This is a genomic window from Serratia sp. GW822-FHT06E05, from assembly GCF_058799445.1.
Window position 1 is genome coordinate 479,722 of the sequence record NZ_JBXALM010000002.1, and the last position, 22,378, is coordinate 502,099.

Consider the following 22,378-nt stretch of genomic DNA (forward strand, 5'->3'; position numbering starts at 1 on the left):
TCGGTTTTCGCTGTGCCATTAACGCTTCGGTGGGGCGCTGGCGTCGTCGAGCTTCAGCTGCAGGAAGGTCAAATCCAGCCATTTGCCAAACTTGGCACCCACTTCGCTCATGCGACCTACCATTTCGAAGCCCAGATTAATGTGCAATTGCACAGACGCGTGGTTGCCGGACTCAATGCCCGCCACCATCACGTGTTTGCCGATCGCCCGCGCCTGCTCAATCAGCGCAATCAACAGCGTTTTACCTACCCCGCCGCCGCGGCTGTCTCGCCGAACATACACCGAATGCTCGACGGTGTGTCGATAGCCGTCCCACGCACGCCAATCGCCAAATGAGGCATAACCCATCACCTCACCCGCAGCGTCAATCGCCACCAGCACCGGGTATCCCATCCCCTGCCGTTCTGTTATCCACGCGGCGCGGTTTGCCTCGTCGACGCTAAGTTCATTCCAGATTGCCGTGGTGTTCAGCACGGCGTCGTTATAGATAGCGGCAATGCCTGCGCTATCGGTTATAGTCGCGTTACGGATAAGCATGTTGACCTCTTGGTTGACCGTCTACTATCATACTACGATATGGATAATAAATTAGACAACCTAAATCAGCGCATCGGCGCGAGGATCCGCATCGAACGTGAGGCACGCCATTGGTCGCTGTCCGATCTGGCGGAACGGGCCGGCGTTTCACGCGCGATGGTGCACAAAATTGAACGCGGCGACAGTAGCCCAACGGCGATGTTGCTGGGGCGGCTTTCCGGCGCATTCGGTCTGAGCATGTCCAAACTGATCGCCCGGGCGGAAACGCAGGAAGGCCGGTTGATGCGTAAGCAGGACCAACCGCTGTGGGTCGATCCCGACAGCGGCTACGTGCGCCGCCATGTGTCGCCGCAGTCGGATATGCCGCTCGATCTGGTGCGCATTGAACTGCCCGCCGGGGCCGCGATCCCCATGCCGGCTTCGGCCTATGCCTTTCTGCGGCAATTGATCTGGGTTTTGTCCGGCTCGCTGGTGTTTCAGGAAGGCGAAACCCGCCATGAAATGGGCCAGGGCGATTGCCTGGAGCTTGGCCCACCGACCGACTGCGTGTTCAAGAATGAAAGCGCTGAACTCTGCATCTATTTGGTGGTGGTGATGAATAAGGCCTAAGTCGCTCAGGCCAAAGCATGGCGGTGCTTAAGGTTATCCTTCCCGGTTGTACCCCGCGCAGAAAAACTTTTCGGCCAGGCGGTTGCTGCCGCCGGTGAAGAACTCACTCATCATCTCGCCGTTAAGATCGTAAGCCCGGCAGAGCAAGCCGGCCTCGAACGCAGCCTGATTTTCGTCACCCAGGCTTTCCGCCAGGTGGTGCGCATAGCCCAATACAAAGCCACGTTTGTAGTCACAACAGAAACGGGACAGTTGCGCAGCAGGCTTGGCGTCCCGCGCGGCTAACCCGGCCATCAGCCCCTTACCGAAGTGATTGTCCATGTACCCTCCCCTAATTTTCAACAATCGCTATATAAAATATTATATAGCGATCATCGCACTCATGGACATACTCACAAAGTTTTACCTCATCTACGCAAGGCAATAAAAAAGCCCGCAGAGGGAACCCTGCGGGCCGATCAGTCTCAGAAAAAGCGATTACAGGGTAAAGTTCAGCCCTTCCACCACCGTCTGCTCCAGCGGCAAACGCCCTGAAGGGATCTCTTTTTGCTGCAGGAATTCAGGCAGCAGGGATTTGTCGCCCGCCTTGCCGATCGCCACCATGCCATGCACCTGATAGTTATCCGGCAGGTTGAGCGCAGCCTTGATTTTATCGTGGTGAACGCCGCCCATGCAGTGGGTCAGCCAGCCTTTCAGATGCGCCTGCAGCGCCAGATTGGCCCAGGCAGCACCGGTATCAAAGGAATGGCTTGGGTTATCCACTTCCTTCTCGCCGTTCAGGCTGGTCGTTTTCGAAATGATCACCACCAGCGCCGAAGCGTGCTGCGCCCAGCCGCGGTTGAATTCAATCAGGAAGTCCAGGTAGCTGTCCCAACTGGCCGAACCGTGCTTGCTATAAGCGAAGCGCCACGGCTGGATGTTATACGCCGAAGGCGACCAGCGTGCCGCTTCGAAGAAGCTCAACAGGGTCGTATCGTCGATAGGATCATTCGCCAGCGCGCGCGGCGACCAGCGTTCAATAAACTGCGCATCAATCGGGTGATCGGAAACTCTTGGCTGGCTCATGGACATCTCTCTCATGGGAATGGAATACCAAATTTATCCAATATTCCCATGCCGCACGCCAGAAAAACTTTTATTTTGTGCTGTTCATCAGCCGCCAAGTTCCTGCTGTAGCCAGTCGAGGAATGCCCGTACCGGCGGGTGCCGTTCACGCCCGGGTACACACAACGCGGTGTAGGCCGCTCCCGGCACGCGAATATCCGGCCGATAGGGTACCAGCAAGCCATTACGCACCTGATCGGACACCATTACCGAACTGGCCAGCACCAACCCCTGGCCGGCTACCGCCGCTTGCAGCGCATAATGCTCTTCATCATAGGCCCGCAGCGTCGTGTGGCGCTGCCACCAATCGACCCCGGCAGCCAGGCACCAATCGCGCCAGCGGGTTTCGTAGAGGGTGGAATCCCGCCAGCGCACGGTGATCAAGGTTGGCGCAGGTTGCTCCGCCGCACAAAACCCCGGGGCGCCGTAAACGCCAAAACTCTCTTCCAGCCGCGCCGTCTGATACAACTGCGGGTAGTTTGCGCTGCTGTAACGAATAGCAATGTCTACGCTGGCGTCCTGTTGCAGATCAATCACTTCAGCGCAAGCCTCCAGGCGTACCAAATAGTGCGGATAGGCCTGATAAAAACGCCCCAGGCGCGGCACCAACCACAGCGCCGCGAAGGAATGGGTAACGGAAACGCACAGCGATCCTGAGCTCGGCGTTGGTCGCAGAGCATCCAGCACCGTTGCCACGTCGAGCAATGCGCCGTGCACTCCGGCGAACAAACGCTCGCCCTTTGGCGTCAACCGCACGCCCCGCGGTATCCGATCGAATAATGCAAAACCCAGCTGCTGCTCAAGCGCTTTTATCTGATGCGATACCGCCGTCGGCGTCACCGCCAACTCCAAAGCCGCCTGTTTAAAACTACGCAGCCGGGCGGCGGATTCAAAGGTGCGCAATGCGGTAACCGGCAGCGAGGCAAACATGGTCAGGGCTCCCTACAGGTGAATTGAACTCATCCTGAAAGAATAGCCGTCATTTGTCACTACAGCTTTACTCACCCTAAATTGATTCTCGTGTTCTACACCCCCATCAATGGAGAACGACATGAATTCATCTCATCAGTCAAAACGACTTATCGTCCTGGTTGGCAGCCCACGTCGCGACGGCAACAGTGCAACCCTGGCGCAGGCCATCATGGCGGGTGCCGCGGAGGCCGGCACCGACGCCAGCCTGTTTTTTTTAGACGATTACATCAACGGTTTTTTGGTGGATGAGCGCCACGCCACCCCGCCTGCCGACCGTTATGGCGAACTGTTCCTTGAGCATTTTCTGCCGGCGGACGCTGCGGTGTTCTGCACCCCGCTTTACTGGTACGGCATGTCGGCGCAAACCAAAGCCTTTTTCGACCGCTCTTTCAGCTACTACTCCAGCGCCTACCCCGATGCGGAACAGGTGCATCAGCGTATGAGCGGCAAACGCATCGGGCTGGCGGTAGCCTCGGAGGAAACCTATCCCGGTGCCGCGATGGGGATTGTGCATCAAATTCAGGAGTTCAGCCGCTATTCGCATTCCGAATTTGTCGGGCTGGTTCATGGCGCGGGCAACAGCCGGGGCGAAATCAGCCGCGATCCGCGTAACCCACTGCAAGCCGCCCGCGAGCTGGGGCGCGAGATATTCACTCGTCCCTATTCAGACTACCGAATGGATACGCCGCGCAGCCCGCAGGTTTGGCAAAACTGACGCCGCCCAGGGGCAGCCTTGCTGCTCCTCAGACGGCTGACAAACCTGCCAAAAGACTAAACCGGTAGGGGTCGAACATGTTCGACCCGATTTAACCATTGATTATGCTATTGGGCGCAGCATGCTGCGCCCCTACCATTAAACAACAGAGCACTTTTTCAACGGCCTCAGGGGCTGCCTTGCTGCCCCATTATCAAGGTTGCGCAAGCATATGTAGCAAGATATTGCCGCCCATTGGCCCACCAGAACAAACGTCATATGATGCCAGGGTTCAGATCGGCATGCCCATCAACCCAAAGCGGAACAAGATGTCAAAACAGTGGAAAATAGCGGCGGCCAACCTTGGCCTGCGGATGTATACCCGGCTGGGTGGCAACTTTAAGGATAAGGCCCATTTTCAGCCTGAGCAGGTTTTTGAACGCATCGTGATTTTTTCCACCAGCGCCCTCGGCGACCTGATGTTTAACACGCCGGCGATCCGCGCGGTGCGTGAACGCTACCCGGCAGCAAACATCACCCTGATTTCCAGCCACAAGAACAAACAGTTGGTCGCGACCAGCCGCTGCTTTAATCAGGTTATTTATTGGGATCATAAAGCGAAAGACATGCTCGGTGTTATTCGCCAACTGCGCCAACACCGGCCTCAGTTGGCGATTATCCTGCACTCCAAATCCCCTTATGATGTGATGGTCGCCATTACTGCCGGTTGCCAATATGTCTTCAAAGACGCTTACGGTAATAAAGCCACCGGCATGGAGCCCTGGCTGTGTGGCGTGAGCCGCAGCACCGGCGGCCATCTGATTCAACGCAAGCTGGATCTGGTGGCTCAGTTGGGCTGCCAAAGCGACAACACCGAGATGTTTATTCCTGTCGAGTTTTCGCCAGTGGCTAAAGCCGCAGGAAAAATTTCGATCGGCTTGCAAATGGGCGCTTCTGAAACGCTGCGCTGCTGGCCGGTCGCGCAGTTTATTCGTCTGGCGAAACTGCTGCTGGCAGCTTCGCCGCACCACCAGATTGAATTAATCGGCAGCCCCAAAGAACTGTCTATTGAACGGGCGTTTATGGCGGGGCTGACGGCAGCCGAGCAGTTGCGCGTGGTCAGCCATATTGGCAAAACCACCCTGCCGCAACTGCTGGCGGTGATGTCGAACATGCAGGTGCTGGTCACCGGCGACACCGGCCCACTGCACCTGGCCATCGCCCTGAAAACACCGACCGTCAGCCTGTTTGTTACCGCCAATCCACAGCACACCGGCCCCTATCAAAACAGTGAATTGCATCAGGTGATGTACGTCCCGGTGGATGAACAAAAGCTCAATGCCGCGCAACGCCAACAGCCGCTCAGCATCATCACTGAAAATGAGGTGTTTGAAAAAGTGACGAACGCGCTGAAAATTAGCGCGCCGGTGGGCTAATCAGCGGAGGCTGGGCAAAGACCATCGCCAGCGGGAACCAAAACAGGTACCAAAACTCGGCCGGGTTCGCGATGACAAACATGCCCTGTGAACAGTAGAAAATCAGCATAAACAGGTACAAAGCCGCTTCCAGGCGGCGACCGGCCCGGAGATGACGCACGGCCAGCTGTGCGCCAAACGTCAATAAAGCGGCAAACAGGCAAAAACCCACCAACCCGCCTTTGAGCAACGCTCCCAAATACAGGCTATGGGTAGTATGAATAAACTCGCCGGTGTAATTGGTAAAGGTCAGCTGCTTATCAAAGCCATAGCCAAAGAACGGTGCCTGTTCGACCAGCAACAGGCTGTGCCGCCAGATGCTCATCCGCACAAAGCTCTGTTGATACAGCTCTTCAAAACGCGTAATCAACATTTCACCGATTGGTGAAAACAGCACTGCACCCACGGCAAATAACACCGCGGCCGCAATGGCCAGCAGCGATTTTTTATTCAGCGCCAGATAGGAGGTGGTTAACGCCAACGCCGCCAATAAGGCCATCAGGGGGCCGCGACTTTGGGTGAACACCATAAAAGCGAACAAGAACGGGATCGCTGACAGCGCCCTTTTCTTCCCGGTATCACGGAACACCATCAGGCTTAGAATGATGCCCAACGCCGCATAGCCGGCCAGGTCGATCACGTTGCGCGGGCCAGGGTTGGCTCCGGAGGTTTCTCGGAGAGTATAAATTTCACGGAAATCAACGCACGCCAGATACAAACACAGCAGCGTGATGCCGGCGATCACGGCGCAAAGCAGCAGGTTGCGCTCCGGACTTTCCAATACGGTGACCAGCAAGGCCAGATAGAGCAGGATATAAACGCTGTGCGTCAGGGTAGATGCCGTATCATCCGGCGTGCCGCCCCAAAGATTGCTGACGGCATAATAGGCAAGAAAGCAGGCTGCCAGCGCCATTCCCGCGCTTGCGGCACGCCGGTTAAGCCAGGCCGAGCGAACTCCGGGCCGTGTGGCCAGCGTCAGCAGAAAAAAGAATGCCGCGATGTGGAATAAATTATTGACCCGGGTAAAACCGCAAAAAATGGCGCTAAAAAAAGAAAAGGCCAGCATGGCGTAAAAAGAGAGTCGTTCGGTGAACTCAATTATTTTTGAAAAAATCATTACTATCAACCTTTTCAAAAATGCCGGTATCTATTGCGCTGTTTAATGAAAAGTTTCTAATCACCATTTTTCTCATCTTCATTCTCTCACCGGCATGGCTAAATGCCGGAATAATCAGGTCATCGACCTTCTCCGGCAAAAATGTCGGCAACTTATTTTCATGAGTTTCATAAAAACGCGGCAAATTAAAATTATTCATATCCAGCCCGGCAATAAATAGCTGTTTAAACCCAAGAAAGGCAATGATCTGAAAAGCCCAATACACTACCGTGCCGGCATCAAAAACTCCGTGTCGAATATCGTGGCTGAAGGCGATGGTTTTGTTACCAGGCGAGAAAAAAACGCTGCGGTCTTTGTGATAATGGTCCCACAATGCCGAGAGAGGAATTTGGGGACTGTAAATTTTGCAGCTCGCGTCCTCAACCACTGAAAACCGACACTTCACGCCTGCCAGAGTGAAGTAATCAATAATTTTCGCCACGCCGTGAACCGTGGTAAAAAGGATTAAATCCGGCGCCTGAATAATGTTTTCGATAATATCCGGCCGCCGATCGATAAACCCCATATCGACAATCACATAAAACCGAAAGTTAACCTTTTTGCTCAGACTAAAAGCCCCATTGACCCCGATGGCCGGCATCTCAGGCAGTTCACTAAAGCGAATGGCGTTCACCGACGGCCCCGTAGCGGTCAATAATATGGGCCCCTTGCAGCTGTCTTTAACAGCTGACAGCGTCACTACAGGAACAGTCTGCTTTTTATAATGTAATTTGGCAATCTCGCCGCTGTCTGCACGTTCGATTTTTACGTAGGGCCAGAGATTTTCATTGTGCCGATAAGGCCGTGAATGAGAATAACGATACACCTGCTTAAGAAAACTGCCCATCGTATCCCTGCCCTGTAAAAATGTATTTGCGCCGAACAGAACTGTCCTGACCGCATTAGATTTATTGTAGGGCTGAGTATCTGAGCATTAATGAACATGGGCAATTATTGCATTTTGAATTCTTCGTAATGTTAACGAAAAGAGGTGTGTGGATTTGTTAACCGAGTTAAAAACCTGTAGGGAACGGTAATAATTATTCTTTAATTGCCTAGGGGCGAATACTTTCGCCCCATTAACATGGATTGTGCTGAAGGTTGTTTATAGATCGTTGAAAGGCTCGCCGAGAGTCAACATCAGCCGATTGGCCCAGGCAAAGAACGCGGTCGATTGCACCAGATCCAGCAACGCCAGTTCGTCCAACCCTTGCTCGCGCAACGCCGCCAGATGCCCGGCATTGACCTGCGGCGGCGTGGCGGACAGCGCAGCGGCGAAGTCTATCTGCGTCCGCCACGGCTCCCCTTGCCCCTCACTCAAAATGCCGCCCGGGGCCACATCCAGCAGCCGCTGTACCTCATCCGTTTGCTTGGACAACTGCGCCGCCTTGCGGGCATGCACCGAAGCGCAATAAATACAGCCATTCACCTTACTGGCCACCGTTGCCCCCAGCTCGCGATCCTTACGCTCCAACCCACCCGGCGTGTAGAAAATGGCGCGATCCGCCAACGTTCTCTGCTCCAGCACCGGATGGTTACGCGCCAGCAGGCGGAAGTAATCCGAGTCGCTGTGCCCGAAGCGCGTCAAAAGCGCCTGGCCTTGCTCATCAAACTCTGCCAGCGGCTTGGCGGCAATCCAGGGCTCCCAACCCAGTTCCTGGCGGGTAAACACCGGTGGTGTGTGGCGGCCGCCAAGAGTCACGGATTCGGTACGCCAACCGCCAGCCCTGACGGGTGCTCCGCCGGAGCTTTCGAGTGGTTTTCCTTCAAGCAGCCGATACCCTGTCAGCAAACGGCTCTGGAAACTAACAAAGGCGATCAGCTGCGACAGGGTGACGATAGCGTCCAGCGACCAGCCGGCCTGTTGCAATGCCCGCAAATGCTGCGCGTCGGCGCTGGCGGGTTTAAACGCCAGTCTTTCAGCGTGATCGAACGCTGCCTGCAAATGCGGGCCAGGCTGAACGCCCCCCTCCTGCTGCAATAAGGTGCCGTAGTGTGCAGCAAGCAGCTTGTCCGCATGCCATTCGCTGATACGCTGCGCGAGCTGCAACCGTTGCGCGATGGGGAAATCGCCGGCATCAGCGGGGGAGAACAGCGCCAGATAGCTGGCCTGAATCGCGTCTGTTGCCGCTTGCCGGGTAGCTCTGGCCTGAGCCAATGCAGAATTGGGGGCGATCTCTGCCAACTCAGCCAGCAAATCTTTAGGGAGCAATGTTGCAGTCATACCTTTTCCTCAGCGTGATGTTCGTAGGAGACGGATGCGGGATTGCGGCGTTGCCAGCCCAGCTCCGGGGCAACGTGGCGGGCGATCAACTCAATAGAACGCAGGATGGTGGCGTGCGGCGGATCGATAGAGTGCACCTGGAATGCCAGATCGGTCACTCGCGCCAGCGCGCTGTCTTTTTGCAATGAAGCAATCACCTGCTCCGGGGTGCCAAGGTGCACGTCAAAAGCGCGGATCAGTCCATCAAGCGACTCGTCGGACGGCCGGTGGCCACTGGCGCGCAGGCGCTCAAGTCCACGGCTCAACCCTTTGGCGGCAAAGTCCCGCGCCTGTTGGCCGTGGTCGGTTACCAATGCGGTGCGCGATCCCATGATGCGCGGCGCAATGCCGGGCGGCAGCGCCGCCAGATAAGCGTCGATAATCGGGTTCTGCAATTCGTCCAGCGGCAAATCCGGCGCATCTGCCGGGCGCGGCTGAGTACGCGACAGCATCAGGCCGTCACCGGCCCGCCCGGCGCGCTCGCCGCCTTCCACCGAAAAAGTCGCCTGCCAGACCCGTTCGGCCAACTGCGGTGCCGCCGGATACAGGCGGTTATCTTCACCACCCAGGGCCTCACCGCGCCAAGCTCGCAGCAGGGTGCTGAAATTGTCGGCAAACACCGCGTGACGCTGTGCTGCGTCGAAACCGAAGGCGCTGAACGAAGAAGGCGTGCCGCCTGCAGCGATACCGACTTCCAACCTGCCGTCGGACAGCAGATCCAGCACCGCAGTGTCTTCGGCCACCCGAATCGCAGACTCCATCGGCAGCGTGATCACCCCGGTGCCGAGCCGGATATGGCGGGTTCGCGCCGCCACCTGCGCCAGAAACACCAGCGGCGAAGGCAGGCCGCCCTCGTCCTCATGAAAATGGTGCTGCGCCACCCAGGCGCTGTCAAAGCCGGCCCGTTCGGCATGCACGATCTGTTCGGTCGCCAGCCGATAACGCTGTTGCGCACTGCCCTGATCCAGCAGCCGGGTGAAAAAACCGAGTCTTTTACTGCTCATAGAATGCATCCTCAATCTGGGGCTGTTCGGCATAAAGCTGACGGCCGGGAATGGCTTCAATCAGCTGACGTGTGTAATCGCTGCCCGGCATGGCGAACAGCTCACCGGTCGCCCCGCTGTCCACCTGTACGCCGCGGTGCAACACCGAAACGCTGTGGGAAATCTGCCTTACCGTGGCCAGGTCGTGTGAGATAAACAAATAGGTCAGCCCCAATTCCTGCTGCAAATCCTGCAGCAACCGCAGGATCTGCGCCTGAACCGTGACATCCAATGCCGAAGTGGCTTCATCCAGCACCAGTACCCGCGGCTGCAGCACCAGCGCCCGGGCGATCGCCACCCGCTGTCGCTGGCCACCGGAAAGTTCGCGAGGTTTACGGCTCAGCAATTCGTTCGGTAGCGCCACGCGTTCAAACAAATCTCGCACTCGGCGATAGCGCTCGGCCTGGGTCAGCGGCTCGAAATTCAGCAGCGGCTCTTCAATCACCTGATACAACGTCTGGGACGGATCGAGCGAACCGAATGGGTTCTGATACACCAGCTGAATGCGGCGGCGGAACTGGCGCAACGCTTCGCCCTTCAAGCGCGTAAAGTCGACGCCGTCGATAATGATTTGCCCGGCGTCCGGCCGTTGGAAACCGAGCAGGCAGCGCGCCAATGTGGTTTTACCGGATCCGGACTCCCCCACCAGCGCATGGGTGGTGCCGCCAGGCACGCTGAACGACACCTGGTCCAGCGCCCGATAAGTTTTGCCACCGCTACCGGCCAGGGGGAAATCTTTCACCAGCCCATTGACCTGGATCGCCAGCTCCTGCGTGCGGTGACCGGGTTGCGGCACCACTGCATGGCTCAATGAGGGCACGTCAGCAAACAGCCGGCGGGTATAGTCGCTGGCAGGGGCGCGCAGCACCTCGGCAGTCACTCCCTGCTCCTGTACCCGGCCATGGCGAAATACCAGCAGCCGATCGGCGCGTTCCGCCGCCACCGCCAGATCGTGGGTCACCAGCAGCACCGCAGTGCCAAACTCCTGCCGCAGTTCGTCGATCAGATCGAGAATGCGTTTTTGCACCGTGACATCCAGCGCACTGGTCGGCTCATCGGCGATAATCAACGCCGGTTGCAGCGCAATAGCAATGGCGATCAACACCCGCTGTTTCATGCCGCCGGAAAGCTCGTGCGGATACTGACGCGCCCGCAGCTCCGGATGCGTCAAACCGACGCGGGTCAACAACGCCACCACCCGCTGCTGCAGCTGCTTGCGCGGCAGCCGACGGTGAATGTTGATGATCTCTGCCACCTGATCGCCAATGGTTTTCACCGGATTGAGTGAGCTGGAGGGATCTTGTGGGATCAAACTGATTTGCGCCCCGCGCACCGCATCCAGACGCTTTGATGACCAGTGGCTGATGTCGGTGCCGTTCAGCCGTATCGCCCCCTGCTCCAGGCGACCGTTTTCCGTCAGCAAACCAATGATTGCCTGCGCGGTGGTGGTTTTGCCGGAACCGGACTCGCCGACCAGCGCCACCACTTCCCCAGGCTGAATGGCAAACGACACCTGATGCACCACCCGCTGATTGCCAGCCGCGCCCTGATAGGCGATCGAAACCTGTTCCAGCTCCAGTACCGGTGGTGTGGCGCTCGCCCGTTGTAATGCGCTCTGAATACTCATGCTGGCGTTCTCCCCAATGCCCGGCTGATGCGGTTGGCCGCCAGAACCACCGCCACGACCGCCAGCCCCGGGAAGGTGGTTAGCCACCAGGCGGTGGAAATATAGTTGCGCCCTTCGGCGATCAGTAACCCCCACTCTGGCGTCGGCGGTGGCGTGCCGTAACCCAGGAAGCTCAAGGTGGCAATCGCCAGAATCGCGCTGCCGAACTGCAATGCCGAGAAGGCAATTACCGAGGTTAACGAGTTCGGCAAAATGTGCCGCCACAGCACCGCCCAGAAGGTACCGCCGCTGCCATAGGCCGCCTCGACGTAATCGCTGTGGCGTACCCGCACCACCTCGGCGCGCGCCAGGCGGGCAAAATTCGCCACCGAGGTTATCCCCACGGCGATGGCGGCGTTAACCGTGCCGAAGCCCAGCAAAATAATGATGCTCAACGACAGCAGCAGACCGGGAATCGACAGCAACACGTCGACAAGGCGCATCACAGCGTCATCCGAGATGCCGCCCACCGCACCGGCAATCAGCCCCAGCGCGGTGCCCAACAGCAGACCTAAAGCGACCGCCACCAGCGCGGCGGACAGCGTCTGCGAAGCGCCATAAACAATGCGCGCATAGAGGTCGCGCCCCAGTTGATCGGTGCCCAACCAATGTTCGCCCCCCGGTGCCAAACGCTGCGCCCCGGCAATGCCTTCGGTGCCGCTGTAGGCCGTGAACAGCTGCGGTGCCAGCGCCCACAGCACCGCGATGGCAATCACCGCCCAAGCCAGCAACAGCGTCAGCGGTACACGACGGCGGCGCGGACGGTGCGTTGGCAAAGTGCCTTCGCTTTCCACCGCGCCCAGATCGCGCTCTGGCGCGCTGGATTTCTCAAAGGAGATACTGCTCATACGGCGGCTCCTGTATGGGTTTTCAATCGCGGATCCAGCAGCGGGAACAGCAGATCCACCAGCAGATTGAGGGTGACGAAAGCGGCGGCGGAAATCACCACGATCGCTTGCAGCACCGCGACGTCCTGATTCAGCACCGCCTGCAAGGTGAGTTGCCCCAACCCGCTGCGGCCAAACACGGTTTCGGTAATCAACGCACCGGCGATCAGTTCGCCCAGTAAAATACCGGCGATGGTCAGCACCGGCAGCATGGCGTTACGCGCCACATGCCGCCACAGCACCCGGCTGCGGCTGGCGCCTTTGGCACGGGCCACGGCGACAAAGGGTTGGGTTTGTACCTGGTCGATACTGCGGATCAAGATCTGCGCCAGCGGGGCGGAAATCGGTATTGCCAGCGTCACGATCGGCAGGATCAGCCCTTCCCACTCCCCCGGATTGATCACCGGGATCAGCTTGAGCCGAAAAGAAAACAGCTGGATCAGCACAATGCCCAACCAGAAGGTCGGCACCGAGACAAACAGCGATGGCAGCGACTGCAGCAATGACCTCAGCCAGCCAAAACGGGCCAAATTGGAGATAAAGGCCAACGCCAACGCCAGGATCAGCGCCAGCGAAAACCCCAATAGCGCCAGTTGCAGCGTGGCGGGCAAGTTGGTGGCCAACAGCTCCGTCACCGGCACGCCAGCCTGAATGGAATAGCCGAGATCCCCGCGCAGCACGTTGCCCAGCGCATGCAGATACTGCTGCCACAGCGACACATCGGCGCCATAGGCCGCGCGCATATCGGCGATCTGCGCCGGGCTGAGGCCCATGTCCGGGTTCTGAAACTTAATCAGAATGGCATCACCCGGCAGCACCTGCAGTAAGATAAACGACAGGCTAAAGGTCGCCCACAGCACCAGCAGCGCCTGCCCGATACGCCGTGCCAGATATCGGCTCATCATGGTCTCCTCAGCGTTTTTCCAGCCATGCGCCGTAGAAACTCGGGCGGCCGACCGCTTCAAAACTTACGCCCTTGAGATAAGGCGCTCCGGCAAACACCTGCGGCTCTTCGAAGAACGGGATCACGTAGGCCTGATCGAGCAGGTAGTTTTGCGCTTCGCCGGCAATCTGCAGGCGTTTTTGGGCATCCACCTCTGAAGCGATGCCCAGCAGCAGCGCGTTCAGCTTGTCATCTTTAAATGCGCTGTTTTTGCCCGTCCCGCCTTGCTGCAACAGCGCATCGCGGTTGGTCGGGTAGAACTGACTTTTAATCACATCCGGATCGGCCCGTCCTACTTCCACCACCGCCGCCGGGGTTTTCTGCGGATCCAGGTTATCCGCCACCTTGCTGCCGGCGTCGCCCGCCAGAATGTTCAAGCGCGCGCCAACTTTGCCCCACTGCTGCGAAACCAGCTGTAGCACCGCCTTGTTCTGCGGTTGCGGCAGCGATTCATAAACGTTCAGCAACAGTTTTTTGCCGTCCTTCTCACGCAGGCCGTCGCCGCCCTTCTTCCAGCCCGCTTCATCCAGCAGACGGTTAGCCAGCGCCGGGTCGAATTTCAGTTTGGCGGAAAGATCGACAAAACCGGCGGCGGAAGAAGCAATCACCGATTTGGCCTGCGGATAATTAACGGAGAACAGCGTCTCGACGATCTGCTTGCTGTCGGTGGCGTGCAGCAATGCCTGACGCACGCGCAGGTCGCTCACCAACGGGTTATCCGGCCGGAAGGCCACGCTGTCATTGACACCGCGCGTTGGGGCGGCGTAGATAGTGAAACCCTGATCCTGGGTTTGTTTCTCGTCATAGGCCTGGATCTGGCGAATAAAGTCCGCCTGCCCGGCCTGCAATGCGCCAATACGTACGCTGTCTTCGCCGGTCACGATCACCTTGATACCGTCCAGATTGGCGCGCCCCTGCTGCGTCAGCCTGGCCGGGCCCCAGCGGTAATCTTTGCGCACGCTGAGATCCACTTCGCGCCCCAGCGTTTCGGCACTGACCACGAACGGGCCGGAGCCGATGATATGGCGCGCGTCACCCAATTCGTCATAATTACGGTTTAAGGTGCTGAGAGAAACCAGCCCTGACCCTATGGTGGCAGTACCCTGCAGGAAACCCGGCGAAGAGCGCTTGAAGTAGAATTTCACGGTCAAGGGATCGATCACTTCACTGTGGTCATAGTTATTGATCACCTCGGAGACCGGCAGACGTTTCTCTTTGTTGCCCAGGCCGTAGGTATCGAAGTTCTTCGCCACCGCGTTGGCGTCCAGCGGCGTACCGTCCGAGAAGGTCACGCCCGGCCGGAGCTTGAAGGTGTATTCGGTTTTGTCGGCGTTACTGCTCCAGGATTCGGCGATCCACGGCTCAATTTCCAACGTTTTTGGGTTCTGGTAGGTCAGCTTGTCGGTGATCTGGTTGAGGATGCCGCCGTTGGGGTAGAAGCCGCCGGAAGGCGGATAAAGGTTGGTGTGCGCCTGCTGTTCCAGGTAGATCAGCGTGCCGCCCTGCACCGACGCCAGCGCCGGAGTAGCCGCCACCGTCAAGCCCAATGCCACTGTTATTCCGCTGGTTAATCTATTGAAAGAGAACTTAAACATAGTGTGCCACGCCTTCTTTATTTCGGAATGTTATGGATTAGATAACAAACCAAATCGGCGGGGAGTTGAACGAACTAATTTCGCTAACCTATGACGGAAAATGCACAAGGCAGCGACGGTTGGCAGAATGGGTGTTTTGTTATAACGTATCAGAAATCACATCGGGGAGACGAAAATGAAAATTCAGCTTTCGCTGTTGTTCCTTGGCCTGTTGGCCGGTCGGGCCGCCGCGTTTCAGTCCAAGGTGCCCGAGCCAAGGCCTGAACAGGCGCGCGCAGCGGAAAACAGCCTGGAGAATATGTTTTACGGTTTTCACGCGATGGACGCGCAGGCGGTCAATATCGGTACCTGCGCGGCGCTGCCGCAGGCGGGATGCCAGTGCGCGTTCTGCACCATGCTGCGGCAGGCCGGGCCGGCGAAATAGCCACCCGGACGACGTTTTAATCTAGCGCATACTGAACAATCAACTGGCCTTTTTTCACTTTGAGCGCAGTGATGTTTACCGCGCCCAGATCCGCCAGCGAGGGCACATGGGTACCGCCGCAGCCATAGGCCGGCAGTTCGCCAAATCCCACCTGCCGCAGGCCGTCAACCGCCACCTGTCTGCGCGGAAGGTCTGCCGCAATCAGCCTTGCCAGCTCCGCCTGAAGAAAATCCTGATCCAGCGTTTGTGGCTCCGCGCCCGGAGTGAAAGTGATCCGCCCTTCGCCCGGCCAGTGGTGCGCCTTCACCGGTTGCCAGCCGCGGGTTTCCCCCAACCAGCCGATCAGATGCCCGGCTGAGTGCCAACGGGTATGCAACCGCCGCTGTTCACCATCAACCTGCACGCTCACCGGCCCTGCAGCCAACGGCTCGGCGGTGAAATGCAGCACCTTGTCGCCCTGCTGCGCCACGCGTAGCACCGGGATGCCGCCAAGCTTACCGCCGTCGGCCGGTTGTCCGCCGCCCTGCGGGTGAAACAATGTGGCGTCCAGCTCTATCGCGTATCCACCCTCTTCCATCGGGGTACAGGCCAGCACCTGCGCTGCGCCCTGTAATTCGTCGCTGTAATAATAAAGCCGTTCGGTCATGGTTTTTCTCCTGATTAGAGAGCCCATTATATTCATGCCATAATCAAAGGATAATCCGTCAATAACACAATGGACCTTTGCGCTGTGAGCACAAATCTCTCTCATTCGCTGCTGGCCGAAATGGCCGTGTTTGTCCAGGTGGTCGAGAGCGGCAGTTTTTCCGCCGCCGCCCGTCGACTGGGCACATCCCCCTCTGCCGCCAGCCGCAGCGTGGCTAAACTGGAACAGGCGTTAGCATTGCAACTGCTACACCGCACCACGCGCAAATTGCGGCTAAGCGAACAGGGCGAAGAAGTATTTCAACGCTGCCGCAGCATGCTGGACGCCGCGCACTCGGTGATGGAGTTCAGCGGGCGCGGTGCAGTAGAGCCTGAAGGGTTGGTCAGCGTCAGCGTGCCCAAGGCGGTGGGGCGTTATGTGCTGCACCCGCATATACCGGCGTTTTTACGCCGCTATCCCAAAGTAGACGTTCGCCTGCGGCTGGAAGACCGCTATATGGATTTGATTGATGATCGGGTCGATCTGGCGCTGCGCATCACCGAACGCCCTTCCCCTGGGCTGATTGGCCGCCAACTGATGACCATCGACCACCTGCTGTGCGCCACACCGGCTTATCTGGCACAGCAGGGAACGCCGCGGCATCCGCAGGATTTGGCGCAGCACAGCTGCATTTATCTGGGTGAAACGCCGAACGACGCCCGTTGGAAATTCCGCCAGGCCGGGAAAACGGTGACGGTCAACGTACGTGGGCGCTACGCCGCCAACCATACCGGCGTGCGGCTGGATGCGGTGAAACAGCACATTGGCATTGGCAGCCTGCCGTACTTTACCGCCCGTCAGGCGCTGGACGACGGCGAAGTGGTGCAGGTGCTGCCGCAATGGGATTTCCTCAGCAGTTACCACGGCGGGCTGTGGTTGCTGTATGCCCCCAATCAGTACCTGCCGCCCAAGCTGCGGGTGTTTATCGACTATCTGGTGGCCTGCCTGGCGAAAGAGCCGCAGCTAAAGCGCCTTGCGTAAGGTGATATTGATACGGTGCGGCCCCACCAGCGAATGGTAGCCTTCCTTGATCGGCATAATGCCGTGAAAACACAGCCGCGACGGGCCGCCCCACACCACCACGTCGCCGTGCGCCAAAGGAATGCGCTGGGCCCGATCGCTACGTTGCATGCCGCCGAACTGGAATACCGCCGGCAGCCCGAGGGAAACGGAAACGATCGGCGAGCCGAAATCATGCTCGTCTTTGTCCTGATGCAATGACAGCTTGCTGCCCGGATCGTAGCGGTTCATCAGGCAGGAATCCGGTACAAACGGGGCAAAGCCCGCCTGCTGTGCCGCTTCATCCGCCAGCGCCATCAGGATATCCGGGATCGGCGGCCAACGTTTGCCGCTGCGCGAATCGCGCTCCGAATAGCGGTAACCGCGGCTGTCGCTACTCCAGCCGTTACCGCACCAGCTCATCGCCACCGACATCACATGACCGCCCGGCGTAGTCATGTGCCGCCAGGGCACCTGAGCAATCACCCCATGCACCGCCGCCAGCAGTTCTGGGCCGTGATCGCGCACAAAACCGTGCATCACCACCGCGCCTGGCGCAATCTGTTCCCGCCACGGCGGCGGCACGGAGTCTTCAAAAAGATCGAGGGTCATGACAGAACACCTGTATTAATACACAGTATTTATTTTAACTTGCCGTTGGCGATTGTCCAGCCTGATGCGCCGCATTGTTGTTAGCGCTAAACTTCTCTAGAGTACCGACAATAAAATCAATAACTTTTCAGGATCGCATGTGATTAAAGGGATCGTTCTTTCCGTCATCGCCTCGGTATTGTTCGGCGTGATGTATTACTACACCTCTACCCTGACGCCGCTTGACGGTGAGCAAGTCTTTGGCTGGCGTACCCTGCTGACGGTGCCGTTTTTGACGCTGTTCATGGTGCTTTCCGCCGACTGGCGCAAGGTCAGCGAGACCTTGAGTTGGATAAAACAGCGGCCGCGCCGCCTGCTGTTTCTGCCGCTGAGTTCGGCGCTGCTGGGGGTTCAGCTCTGGCTGTTTCTCTGGGCACCGCTGCACGGCAAGGCGTTGGAGGTATCGCTCGGCTATTTCCTGCTGCCGCTGACCATGGTGCTGGCAGGACGCCTGATCTTCCGCGATCGCCTTTCGCTGCTGCAAAAACTGGCGGTCAGCTGCGCCATTATCGGCGTCGGCAACGAGTTGTATCAGGTCGGCGGTGTGTCCTGGACCACCTTGCTGGTGGCGCTGGGCTACCCGGTGTACTTTATCCTGCGCCGCCGTTTCGGCACCGACAACCTGGGTGGCTTGTGGTGTGAGCTAACGCTGATGCTGCCGGTCGCCGCCTGGTTCGCTTTCGGGGGCAACGGGCCACTGGCGGCGTTGAGCATCAGCCCGGCACTTTATTGGCAAATCCCGCTGTTGGGGGTGATCAGCGCCGCTGCGCTGGTGTGCTATATCCTGGCCAGCCGTCTGCTGCCGTTCAGCCTGTTCGGCCTGCTGAGCTATGTGGAGCCGGTGCTGTTGGTGGTGGTGGCCTTGCTGCTTGGCGAGAGCATCGGCCGGGATGAATGGCTGACCTATATTCCTATCTGGCTGGCGGTGCTGCTGTTGGTGTCGGAAGGGGCCAGCCACCTGCTGCGCCGCAGGCGAATCCACCGGTAAATGTGACAGTGCAACGCCGAATTTTTAGCTTTATTTGATTGATTTATAAATAAATAAAAGTTGTGACATCGTCACCTTGCTGCCAGTAACGGCCGCAGAAACGGCGACCTGCATGGCACTGCGGCGTAAGGGTTTTGAGCAGTTCCAATTCGAACGTCTGTCGTTGCGTATCCAGCGTGACCAGGCGTGCGTCGAGAAAGTCAAAATAGCAGCGCACCTGCGGATATAGCGCTTTGAACAGGCTCTCTTTGGCGGAAAAGGCCAAGGTCAGCAGGTGGTTAAATGGCTGTGAATGAGTGCGCAGTTGGGCAGATTCCGCCTCGCTAACGATCGCTCGCTGCAGCTCCTCCGCACGCGCGGCGGGAATGAGCGTTTCAACGTCCAGCCCCACGCCGCCCAACCCGGTTTCCGGATGCACCGCGCAAAGCGCTGTGCCCGCATTATGACTGAGCGCACCGGCGATACCCGGCGGCCACTGCGGTGCCCGGTCTTCGCCGCGCAACAGCGTGAAATCCGCAAAACCCAGCGGGGCCAACAAGGTCCGCGCCAGATAACGCCCGGCCAGATATTCCGCCCGCCGCTTTGGCACCGCACGCGCCAGATGTTCGGGGAGCGTCATGCCAATGGCAGCGAAACAGTCATCCTGGTAGTGCGCCACAGAAAAGCGGCAACGGGCAACCTGCCCCGGGTAATCGTCCAGGTTCAACCGTTCAAAGGTGGGGATAAAAGAAGAGAACACGGGTTGTCCATATTGGGTGTGCAGAACGCTAATTTTAGACGCCGAGCTCCTGAGCAACAATGATTATTCCTCTCCCCCGTTACCGAAGGAGAGGCACGACGGGATTACAGAATCCTTTTCATGGTTTTTTCGAAGTCGCTCCAGGCGCAGTAGCCCTGCTTATCGATTGGGCAGCCTTTTAACGCCATCGTCACGCGCTGTGGCGGGGTTTTCAGCGTCAGCGGAGTGGCATTGCGCAACTGGTCGGTGGATTGATACACGTACTCGATTTTCAGCAAATCGCGAGCGTTTTTCTTATCGTGCCAGCGCTGGAACACCAGCTTGCCGCCAATCGGCGTTTTCTCATATTGATGCGGCAGTTGGTACGGCTTGAACTCCATCGCCGACAGCAGGGAGGCAATATTGGAGTCGTGACCCACCAGCACCGTTACCTTCGGTGAATCCGGCTTGCGTTCGCCAATCAATGCGCCGTTGATATACGTCAGCAGCGGTTTGGCCACGTTTTGCGCCACCACCGGCGAGGTAAACAGCGAATCCTGATAGCCGTCCTTCAGCTGCGCGAACTGTTTCCACTGCTGTGGCGTGGTGATTTTGCCCCAGGCCACGTCCTTCATCGGGAAGCCTTCGTAATATTGCAGCATAAAGGCGTCCACCAGCGAGTTCCCTACCCGCAGCGGCCCAGCGACACCCGGCTCTTTGCCCGGCACTGCGCTCATTTTGCTGGCTTCTTTGGTCAAATCGCAGTGCTTGTCGGTTTTACAGGCGCTGGAATCTTTGTAATCGATGATTTTTTCTAATTGCTTGTAGGAGGCGTCCAGCTTCAACGAGGCCAGTTCGGCGTTCATTGCCACCAGAGCCTGCTGATTGAAAGCTTCGCTGTTGTCAGTGATGATCGGGTTGAAGGTGGGATCCATCTCCCCCATTTTGTCCTGATGATGCACGCTGACGTCACAACCGGGGAAAGCGCCGTTGGTAAAGAACTGCGCGGTCGCCACCGTGCGTTGCAAAATGTTGGCATAGACGTAAACGCTACCGGCGGTCGGGCAGCCTTCCTGCGGCAATACTCCGGTTTGCTTGAGCCACGCATTGAAGTAGTGGCCCATATACACTTCCAGCACCCCGCCCTTGGTGGTCAGCAGGCCACCCGGCGTGTCCCAGGCCGGCCAGGCTTTGGGGGTGGATTGCGCCAATACGCTGCCGTTGTTGGCCAGCGGCGCACGCAGGTTATGGCGGCTCATCACCAGCACCTGATCCAATTGATAGTCGTTGGTTTCCGCCAAGGCAGTCCCGGTCATAAATAACGGCAAGCACAGCAATAAAGTTTTTCTTTTCATCCGCAGAGGCTCCAGGATTGTGATTATTTTTAATGTGTTAGCTATTGCTTCGCTATCATGGAGAGGTTAACGCCGAAAGTGTGTGATGAACATCACAGGGAAAGGTCTGCTCAGCGGCCCTTCGCCGAGGGCCGCCGATAATTTAGAAACTCACATCCACAAACGCATAATCGGCCAGCCGATCAATAACAGCGCGGCGATGTACACCACGCCCAGAATACCGCCCATCCGCCAGTAGTCTTTCGACTTCACATAGCCACAGCCGTAGATAATAACCCCAGGACCGGTGGCGTACGGCGTCAGCACGCCCATGATGCCGATTGACAGCACCAGCAGCATCGACAGCTGCTCCATAGGCACGCCCGGCAGGCCTTTACCGACGGCAAGGATCACCGGCAGCAGGGTTGCCGTGTGCGCCGACAGGCTGGCGAACAGGTAGTGAGCGAAATAGAACACCAGGACCAGCGCCACAACCGTCATATCCGGCGAGAATCCGTCCAGATGGGTGCTCATGGTCAGCGCGAACCAGTCGATAAAACCGGAGCGCGTCAGGCCATTGGCCATCACTACCAGCGTCGCCAGGTTCACCAAGGTGTTCCAGGCGCTGGAATATTTAGTGATGTCCTTCCACGACACTACGTGCAAGGCCAGCATCAGCGACACCGCCAACAAACAGACCGTGGTGGCATCTAATATCTTGCCGCCAAACACCCACAGACACAGGCTGAGCAGCACCAATCCAATCAGCGTGTACTCCTTGCGCGTCAGCTTGCCCATTTCCCCCAGCGCGCTATTGGCCCAGGAAGCGACTTCGCTGCTGTGCGTAACGCCCGGTTTGTACAGGTAATAGGAAATCAACGGCGCAATCACCAGCAGCAGCAGGCCGACCGGCAGGAAGGCCAGGAACCACTGCATCCAGCTGATATGCACGCCGGCGATTTTGCTGACGAACTCGATGCCCAGCACGTTAGGCGCGGCGCCGGTGACAAACATCGAGGAGCTGATGCTGGTCCCGACCACCATCATCCACATCAGGTAACCGCCGATGCGCCGTGAGGAGGGATCGTTGGGGAAGGAATCAAACAGCGGCGGCAGGTTTTTCACCACCGGGAACACGGTGCCGCCGGTACGGGCGGTGTTGGACGGAGTAAAAGGTGCCAGCAGGATATCGATGATCACCACCGCATAACCGAGCGTCAGGGTACGCTTGCCCATAAACTTCACCAAAAACAGGGCAATGCGTCGCCCCAGCCCGGTGGCTTCGTAGCCGAGCGCAAAGATAAATGCGCCGAACACCAGCCAGACGGTGGTGCTGGAAAATCCGGCCAGCCCCCATTTCAGCGCCTCTTTACCGGCCTTGAAGCTCGGCTCCGCTAATTCCTGCGCCCCGAACAACACCCAGTTGGCGCTCAGTACGCTGAGGGTCACGGCGATAAAGCTGATCGCCGTCGCCGGGATCGGTTCCAGGATCATGCCGACAATCATCGCCACAAAAATGGCGAAGTAGCGCCAGGCCTGCGGCGGCATGCCGTCGGGCGTGGGTATCCAGAGCAGGATCGCCAGCACCAACAGCGGCGCCAGCGCTTTCCAGATTTTTTCCTTGGTTTCGGACAT

Annotated in this window: 23 protein-coding genes; 6 read left to right on the plus strand and 17 right to left on the minus strand. The window is 58.1% G+C overall.

The window, feature by feature from the left end:
- Window positions 1–18: 18 nt before the first annotated feature.
- Window positions 19–537 carry a GNAT family N-acetyltransferase gene (locus AC1RKC_RS09855; protein WP_048762556.1) on the minus strand — a complete coding sequence of 173 codons (519 nt, stop codon included), beginning with the start codon at window positions 535–537 and terminating at the stop codon, window positions 19–21.
- Window positions 538–576: 39 nt separating this feature from the next.
- On the opposite strand from AC1RKC_RS09855, the gene AC1RKC_RS09860 reads away from it, so the two are divergent.
- Window positions 577–1,146 carry a helix-turn-helix domain-containing protein gene (locus AC1RKC_RS09860; protein WP_493092316.1) on the plus strand — a complete coding sequence of 190 codons (570 nt, stop codon included), beginning with the start codon at window positions 577–579 and terminating at the stop codon, window positions 1,144–1,146.
- 33 nt (window positions 1,147–1,179) lie between these two features.
- Here AC1RKC_RS09860 and AC1RKC_RS09865 read toward each other — a convergent pair whose 3' ends face one another.
- From AC1RKC_RS09865 to AC1RKC_RS09875, 3 genes are all read right to left on the minus strand, one after another.
- On the minus strand, window positions 1,180–1,467 hold the full coding sequence (locus tag AC1RKC_RS09865) for a DUF2623 family protein (protein ID WP_020827688.1): 288 nt from the start codon (window positions 1,465–1,467) through the stop codon (window positions 1,180–1,182).
- A gap of 156 nt (window positions 1,468–1,623) precedes the next feature.
- On the minus strand, window positions 1,624–2,211 hold the full coding sequence (locus AC1RKC_RS09870; protein WP_020827689.1) for a nitroreductase family protein: 588 nt from the start codon (window positions 2,209–2,211) through the stop codon (window positions 1,624–1,626).
- 87 nt (window positions 2,212–2,298) lie between these two features.
- On the minus strand, window positions 2,299–3,180 hold the full coding sequence (locus tag AC1RKC_RS09875) for a LysR substrate-binding domain-containing protein (protein WP_493092315.1): 882 nt from the start codon (window positions 3,178–3,180) through the stop codon (window positions 2,299–2,301).
- A 121-nt stretch (window positions 3,181–3,301) separates the two neighbouring features.
- On the opposite strand from AC1RKC_RS09875, the gene AC1RKC_RS09880 reads away from it, so the two are divergent.
- Both AC1RKC_RS09880 and AC1RKC_RS09885 read left to right on the plus strand, forming a co-directional pair.
- Window positions 3,302–3,937, plus strand: coding sequence for a flavodoxin family protein (locus tag AC1RKC_RS09880; protein WP_020827691.1), 636 nt, complete (start codon window positions 3,302–3,304; stop codon window positions 3,935–3,937).
- Window positions 3,938–4,245: 308 nt separating this feature from the next.
- Window positions 4,246–5,352 (plus strand): glycosyltransferase family 9 protein, encoded by a 1,107-nt coding sequence (locus AC1RKC_RS09885; RefSeq protein ID WP_217331411.1) that lies wholly within the window; start codon window positions 4,246–4,248, stop codon window positions 5,350–5,352.
- Here AC1RKC_RS09885 and AC1RKC_RS09890 read toward each other — a convergent pair.
- The 8 genes from AC1RKC_RS09890 to AC1RKC_RS09925 all read right to left on the minus strand — a co-directional run bounded on the left by AC1RKC_RS09890 (window position 5,333) and on the right by AC1RKC_RS09925 (window position 14,944).
- On the minus strand, window positions 5,333–6,508 hold the full coding sequence (locus AC1RKC_RS09890; protein WP_493092314.1) for an O-antigen ligase family protein: 1,176 nt from the start codon (window positions 6,506–6,508) through the stop codon (window positions 5,333–5,335). The genes AC1RKC_RS09885 and AC1RKC_RS09890 overlap by 20 nt on opposite strands.
- Entirely contained in the window at window positions 6,486–7,394 is a 909-nt protein-coding gene (locus AC1RKC_RS09895) for a WaaZ-like lipopolysaccharide core biosynthesis protein (RefSeq protein ID WP_493092313.1), read from the minus strand. Before AC1RKC_RS09895 ends, AC1RKC_RS09890 begins: the two co-directional genes overlap by 23 nt.
- A gap of 258 nt (window positions 7,395–7,652) precedes the next feature.
- On the minus strand, window positions 7,653–8,771 hold the full coding sequence (locus AC1RKC_RS09900) for an alkylhydroperoxidase domain protein (RefSeq protein ID WP_493092312.1): 1,119 nt from the start codon (window positions 8,769–8,771) through the stop codon (window positions 7,653–7,655).
- Entirely contained in the window at window positions 8,768–9,814 is a 1,047-nt protein-coding gene (locus tag AC1RKC_RS09905) for a putative FMN-dependent luciferase-like monooxygenase (protein WP_020827696.1), read from the minus strand. Before AC1RKC_RS09905 ends, AC1RKC_RS09900 begins: the two co-directional genes overlap by 4 nt.
- A complete protein-coding gene (locus AC1RKC_RS09910; protein WP_262033814.1) occupies window positions 9,804–11,480 on the minus strand; it encodes a dipeptide ABC transporter ATP-binding protein in 1,677 nt (558 codons plus the stop codon). Before AC1RKC_RS09910 ends, AC1RKC_RS09905 begins: the two co-directional genes overlap by 11 nt.
- The gene (locus AC1RKC_RS09915; RefSeq protein WP_020827698.1) at window positions 11,477–12,367 is read right to left on the minus strand and encodes an ABC transporter permease; all 891 of its coding nucleotides are present in this window, start codon (window positions 12,365–12,367) and stop codon (window positions 11,477–11,479) included. The genes AC1RKC_RS09910 and AC1RKC_RS09915 overlap by 4 nt, the downstream gene beginning before the upstream one ends.
- Entirely contained in the window at window positions 12,364–13,308 is a 945-nt protein-coding gene (locus AC1RKC_RS09920) for an ABC transporter permease (RefSeq protein WP_020827699.1), read from the minus strand. The genes AC1RKC_RS09915 and AC1RKC_RS09920 overlap by 4 nt, the downstream gene beginning before the upstream one ends.
- A gap of 10 nt (window positions 13,309–13,318) precedes the next feature.
- Window positions 13,319–14,944, minus strand: coding sequence for a TIGR04028 family ABC transporter substrate-binding protein (locus AC1RKC_RS09925; RefSeq protein WP_041414747.1), 1,626 nt, complete (start codon window positions 14,942–14,944; stop codon window positions 13,319–13,321).
- 175 nt (window positions 14,945–15,119) lie between these two features.
- On the opposite strand from AC1RKC_RS09925, the gene AC1RKC_RS09930 reads away from it, so the two are divergent.
- Complete coding sequence (locus AC1RKC_RS09930; protein WP_020827701.1) at window positions 15,120–15,368, plus strand: hypothetical protein; 249 nt, start codon at window positions 15,120–15,122, stop codon at window positions 15,366–15,368.
- 16 nt (window positions 15,369–15,384) lie between these two features.
- Here AC1RKC_RS09930 and AC1RKC_RS09935 read toward each other — a convergent pair whose 3' ends face one another.
- Window positions 15,385–16,014: an alanyl-tRNA editing protein gene (locus AC1RKC_RS09935; protein ID WP_129940856.1), complete on the minus strand. Its 630-nt coding sequence runs from the start codon at window positions 16,012–16,014 to the stop codon at window positions 15,385–15,387.
- A gap of 84 nt (window positions 16,015–16,098) precedes the next feature.
- On the opposite strand from AC1RKC_RS09935, the gene AC1RKC_RS09940 reads away from it, so the two are divergent.
- Window positions 16,099–17,034, plus strand: coding sequence for a LysR family transcriptional regulator (locus AC1RKC_RS09940; RefSeq protein ID WP_020827703.1), 936 nt, complete (start codon window positions 16,099–16,101; stop codon window positions 17,032–17,034).
- Here AC1RKC_RS09940 and alkB read toward each other — a convergent pair.
- Window positions 17,017–17,664 carry a DNA oxidative demethylase AlkB gene (alkB, locus tag AC1RKC_RS09945; protein WP_020827704.1) on the minus strand — a complete coding sequence of 216 codons (648 nt, stop codon included), beginning with the start codon at window positions 17,662–17,664 and terminating at the stop codon, window positions 17,017–17,019. The genes AC1RKC_RS09940 and alkB overlap by 18 nt on opposite strands.
- A gap of 139 nt (window positions 17,665–17,803) precedes the next feature.
- Here alkB and rarD point away from each other — a divergent pair, with 139 nt between their 5' ends.
- The gene (rarD, locus tag AC1RKC_RS09950; RefSeq protein WP_308531085.1) at window positions 17,804–18,691 is read left to right on the plus strand and encodes an EamA family transporter RarD; all 888 of its coding nucleotides are present in this window, start codon (window positions 17,804–17,806) and stop codon (window positions 18,689–18,691) included.
- 43 nt (window positions 18,692–18,734) lie between these two features.
- Here the strand turns inward: rarD and AC1RKC_RS09955 are convergent, their stop codons facing one another.
- The 3 genes from AC1RKC_RS09955 to AC1RKC_RS09965 form a co-directional block, all read right to left on the minus strand.
- Window positions 18,735–19,430 carry a 4'-phosphopantetheinyl transferase family protein gene (locus AC1RKC_RS09955; protein ID WP_493092311.1) on the minus strand — a complete coding sequence of 232 codons (696 nt, stop codon included), beginning with the start codon at window positions 19,428–19,430 and terminating at the stop codon, window positions 18,735–18,737.
- A 104-nt stretch (window positions 19,431–19,534) separates the two neighbouring features.
- On the minus strand, window positions 19,535–20,764 hold the full coding sequence (gene agp / locus AC1RKC_RS09960; protein WP_493092310.1) for a bifunctional glucose-1-phosphatase/inositol phosphatase: 1,230 nt from the start codon (window positions 20,762–20,764) through the stop codon (window positions 19,535–19,537).
- Window positions 20,765–20,914: 150 nt separating this feature from the next.
- Window positions 20,915–22,378 (minus strand): anion permease, encoded by a 1,464-nt coding sequence (locus AC1RKC_RS09965; RefSeq protein WP_493092309.1) that lies wholly within the window; start codon window positions 22,376–22,378, stop codon window positions 20,915–20,917.

What these genes read in the sequence shown, in the direction of transcription:
- AC1RKC_RS09905 (WP_020827696.1), bottom strand. Translation starts at nt 9,814, where the DNA reads ATGAGCAGTAAAAGACTCGGTTTTTTCACCCGGCTGCTGGATCAGGGC.
- alkB (WP_020827704.1), bottom strand. Translation starts at nt 17,664, where the DNA reads ATGACCCTCGATCTTTTTGAAGACTCCGTGCCGCCGCCGTGGCGGGAA.
- AC1RKC_RS09915 (WP_020827698.1), bottom strand. Translation starts at nt 12,367, where the DNA reads ATGAGCAGTATCTCCTTTGAGAAATCCAGCGCGCCAGAGCGCGATCTG.
- AC1RKC_RS09930 (WP_020827701.1), top strand. Translation starts at nt 15,120, where the DNA reads ATGAAAATTCAGCTTTCGCTGTTGTTCCTTGGCCTGTTGGCCGGTCGG.
- AC1RKC_RS09885 (WP_217331411.1), top strand. Translation starts at nt 4,246, where the DNA reads ATGTCAAAACAGTGGAAAATAGCGGCGGCCAACCTTGGCCTGCGGATG.
- AC1RKC_RS09910 (WP_262033814.1), bottom strand. Translation starts at nt 11,480, where the DNA reads ATGAGTATTCAGAGCGCATTACAACGGGCGAGCGCCACACCACCGGTA.
- AC1RKC_RS09935 (WP_129940856.1), bottom strand. Translation starts at nt 16,014, where the DNA reads ATGACCGAACGGCTTTATTATTACAGCGACGAATTACAGGGCGCAGCG.
- AC1RKC_RS09920 (WP_020827699.1), bottom strand. Translation starts at nt 13,308, where the DNA reads ATGAGCCGATATCTGGCACGGCGTATCGGGCAGGCGCTGCTGGTGCTG.
- AC1RKC_RS09965 (WP_493092309.1), bottom strand. Translation starts at nt 22,378, where the DNA reads ATGTCCGAAACCAAGGAAAAAATCTGGAAAGCGCTGGCGCCGCTGTTG.
- AC1RKC_RS09895 (WP_493092313.1), bottom strand. Translation starts at nt 7,394, where the DNA reads ATGGGCAGTTTTCTTAAGCAGGTGTATCGTTATTCTCATTCACGGCCT.
- AC1RKC_RS09860 (WP_493092316.1), top strand. Translation starts at nt 577, where the DNA reads ATGGATAATAAATTAGACAACCTAAATCAGCGCATCGGCGCGAGGATC.
- AC1RKC_RS09900 (WP_493092312.1), bottom strand. Translation starts at nt 8,771, where the DNA reads ATGACTGCAACATTGCTCCCTAAAGATTTGCTGGCTGAGTTGGCAGAG.
- AC1RKC_RS09855 (WP_048762556.1), bottom strand. Translation starts at nt 537, where the DNA reads ATGCTTATCCGTAACGCGACTATAACCGATAGCGCAGGCATTGCCGCT.
- AC1RKC_RS09925 (WP_041414747.1), bottom strand. Translation starts at nt 14,944, where the DNA reads ATGTTTAAGTTCTCTTTCAATAGATTAACCAGCGGAATAACAGTGGCA.
- AC1RKC_RS09870 (WP_020827689.1), bottom strand. Translation starts at nt 2,211, where the DNA reads ATGAGCCAGCCAAGAGTTTCCGATCACCCGATTGATGCGCAGTTTATT.
- AC1RKC_RS09880 (WP_020827691.1), top strand. Translation starts at nt 3,302, where the DNA reads ATGAATTCATCTCATCAGTCAAAACGACTTATCGTCCTGGTTGGCAGC.
- AC1RKC_RS09865 (WP_020827688.1), bottom strand. Translation starts at nt 1,467, where the DNA reads ATGGACAATCACTTCGGTAAGGGGCTGATGGCCGGGTTAGCCGCGCGG.
- AC1RKC_RS09875 (WP_493092315.1), bottom strand. Translation starts at nt 3,180, where the DNA reads ATGTTTGCCTCGCTGCCGGTTACCGCATTGCGCACCTTTGAATCCGCC.
- agp (WP_493092310.1), bottom strand. Translation starts at nt 20,764, where the DNA reads ATGAAAAGAAAAACTTTATTGCTGTGCTTGCCGTTATTTATGACCGGG.
- AC1RKC_RS09890 (WP_493092314.1), bottom strand. Translation starts at nt 6,508, where the DNA reads ATGATTTTTTCAAAAATAATTGAGTTCACCGAACGACTCTCTTTTTAC.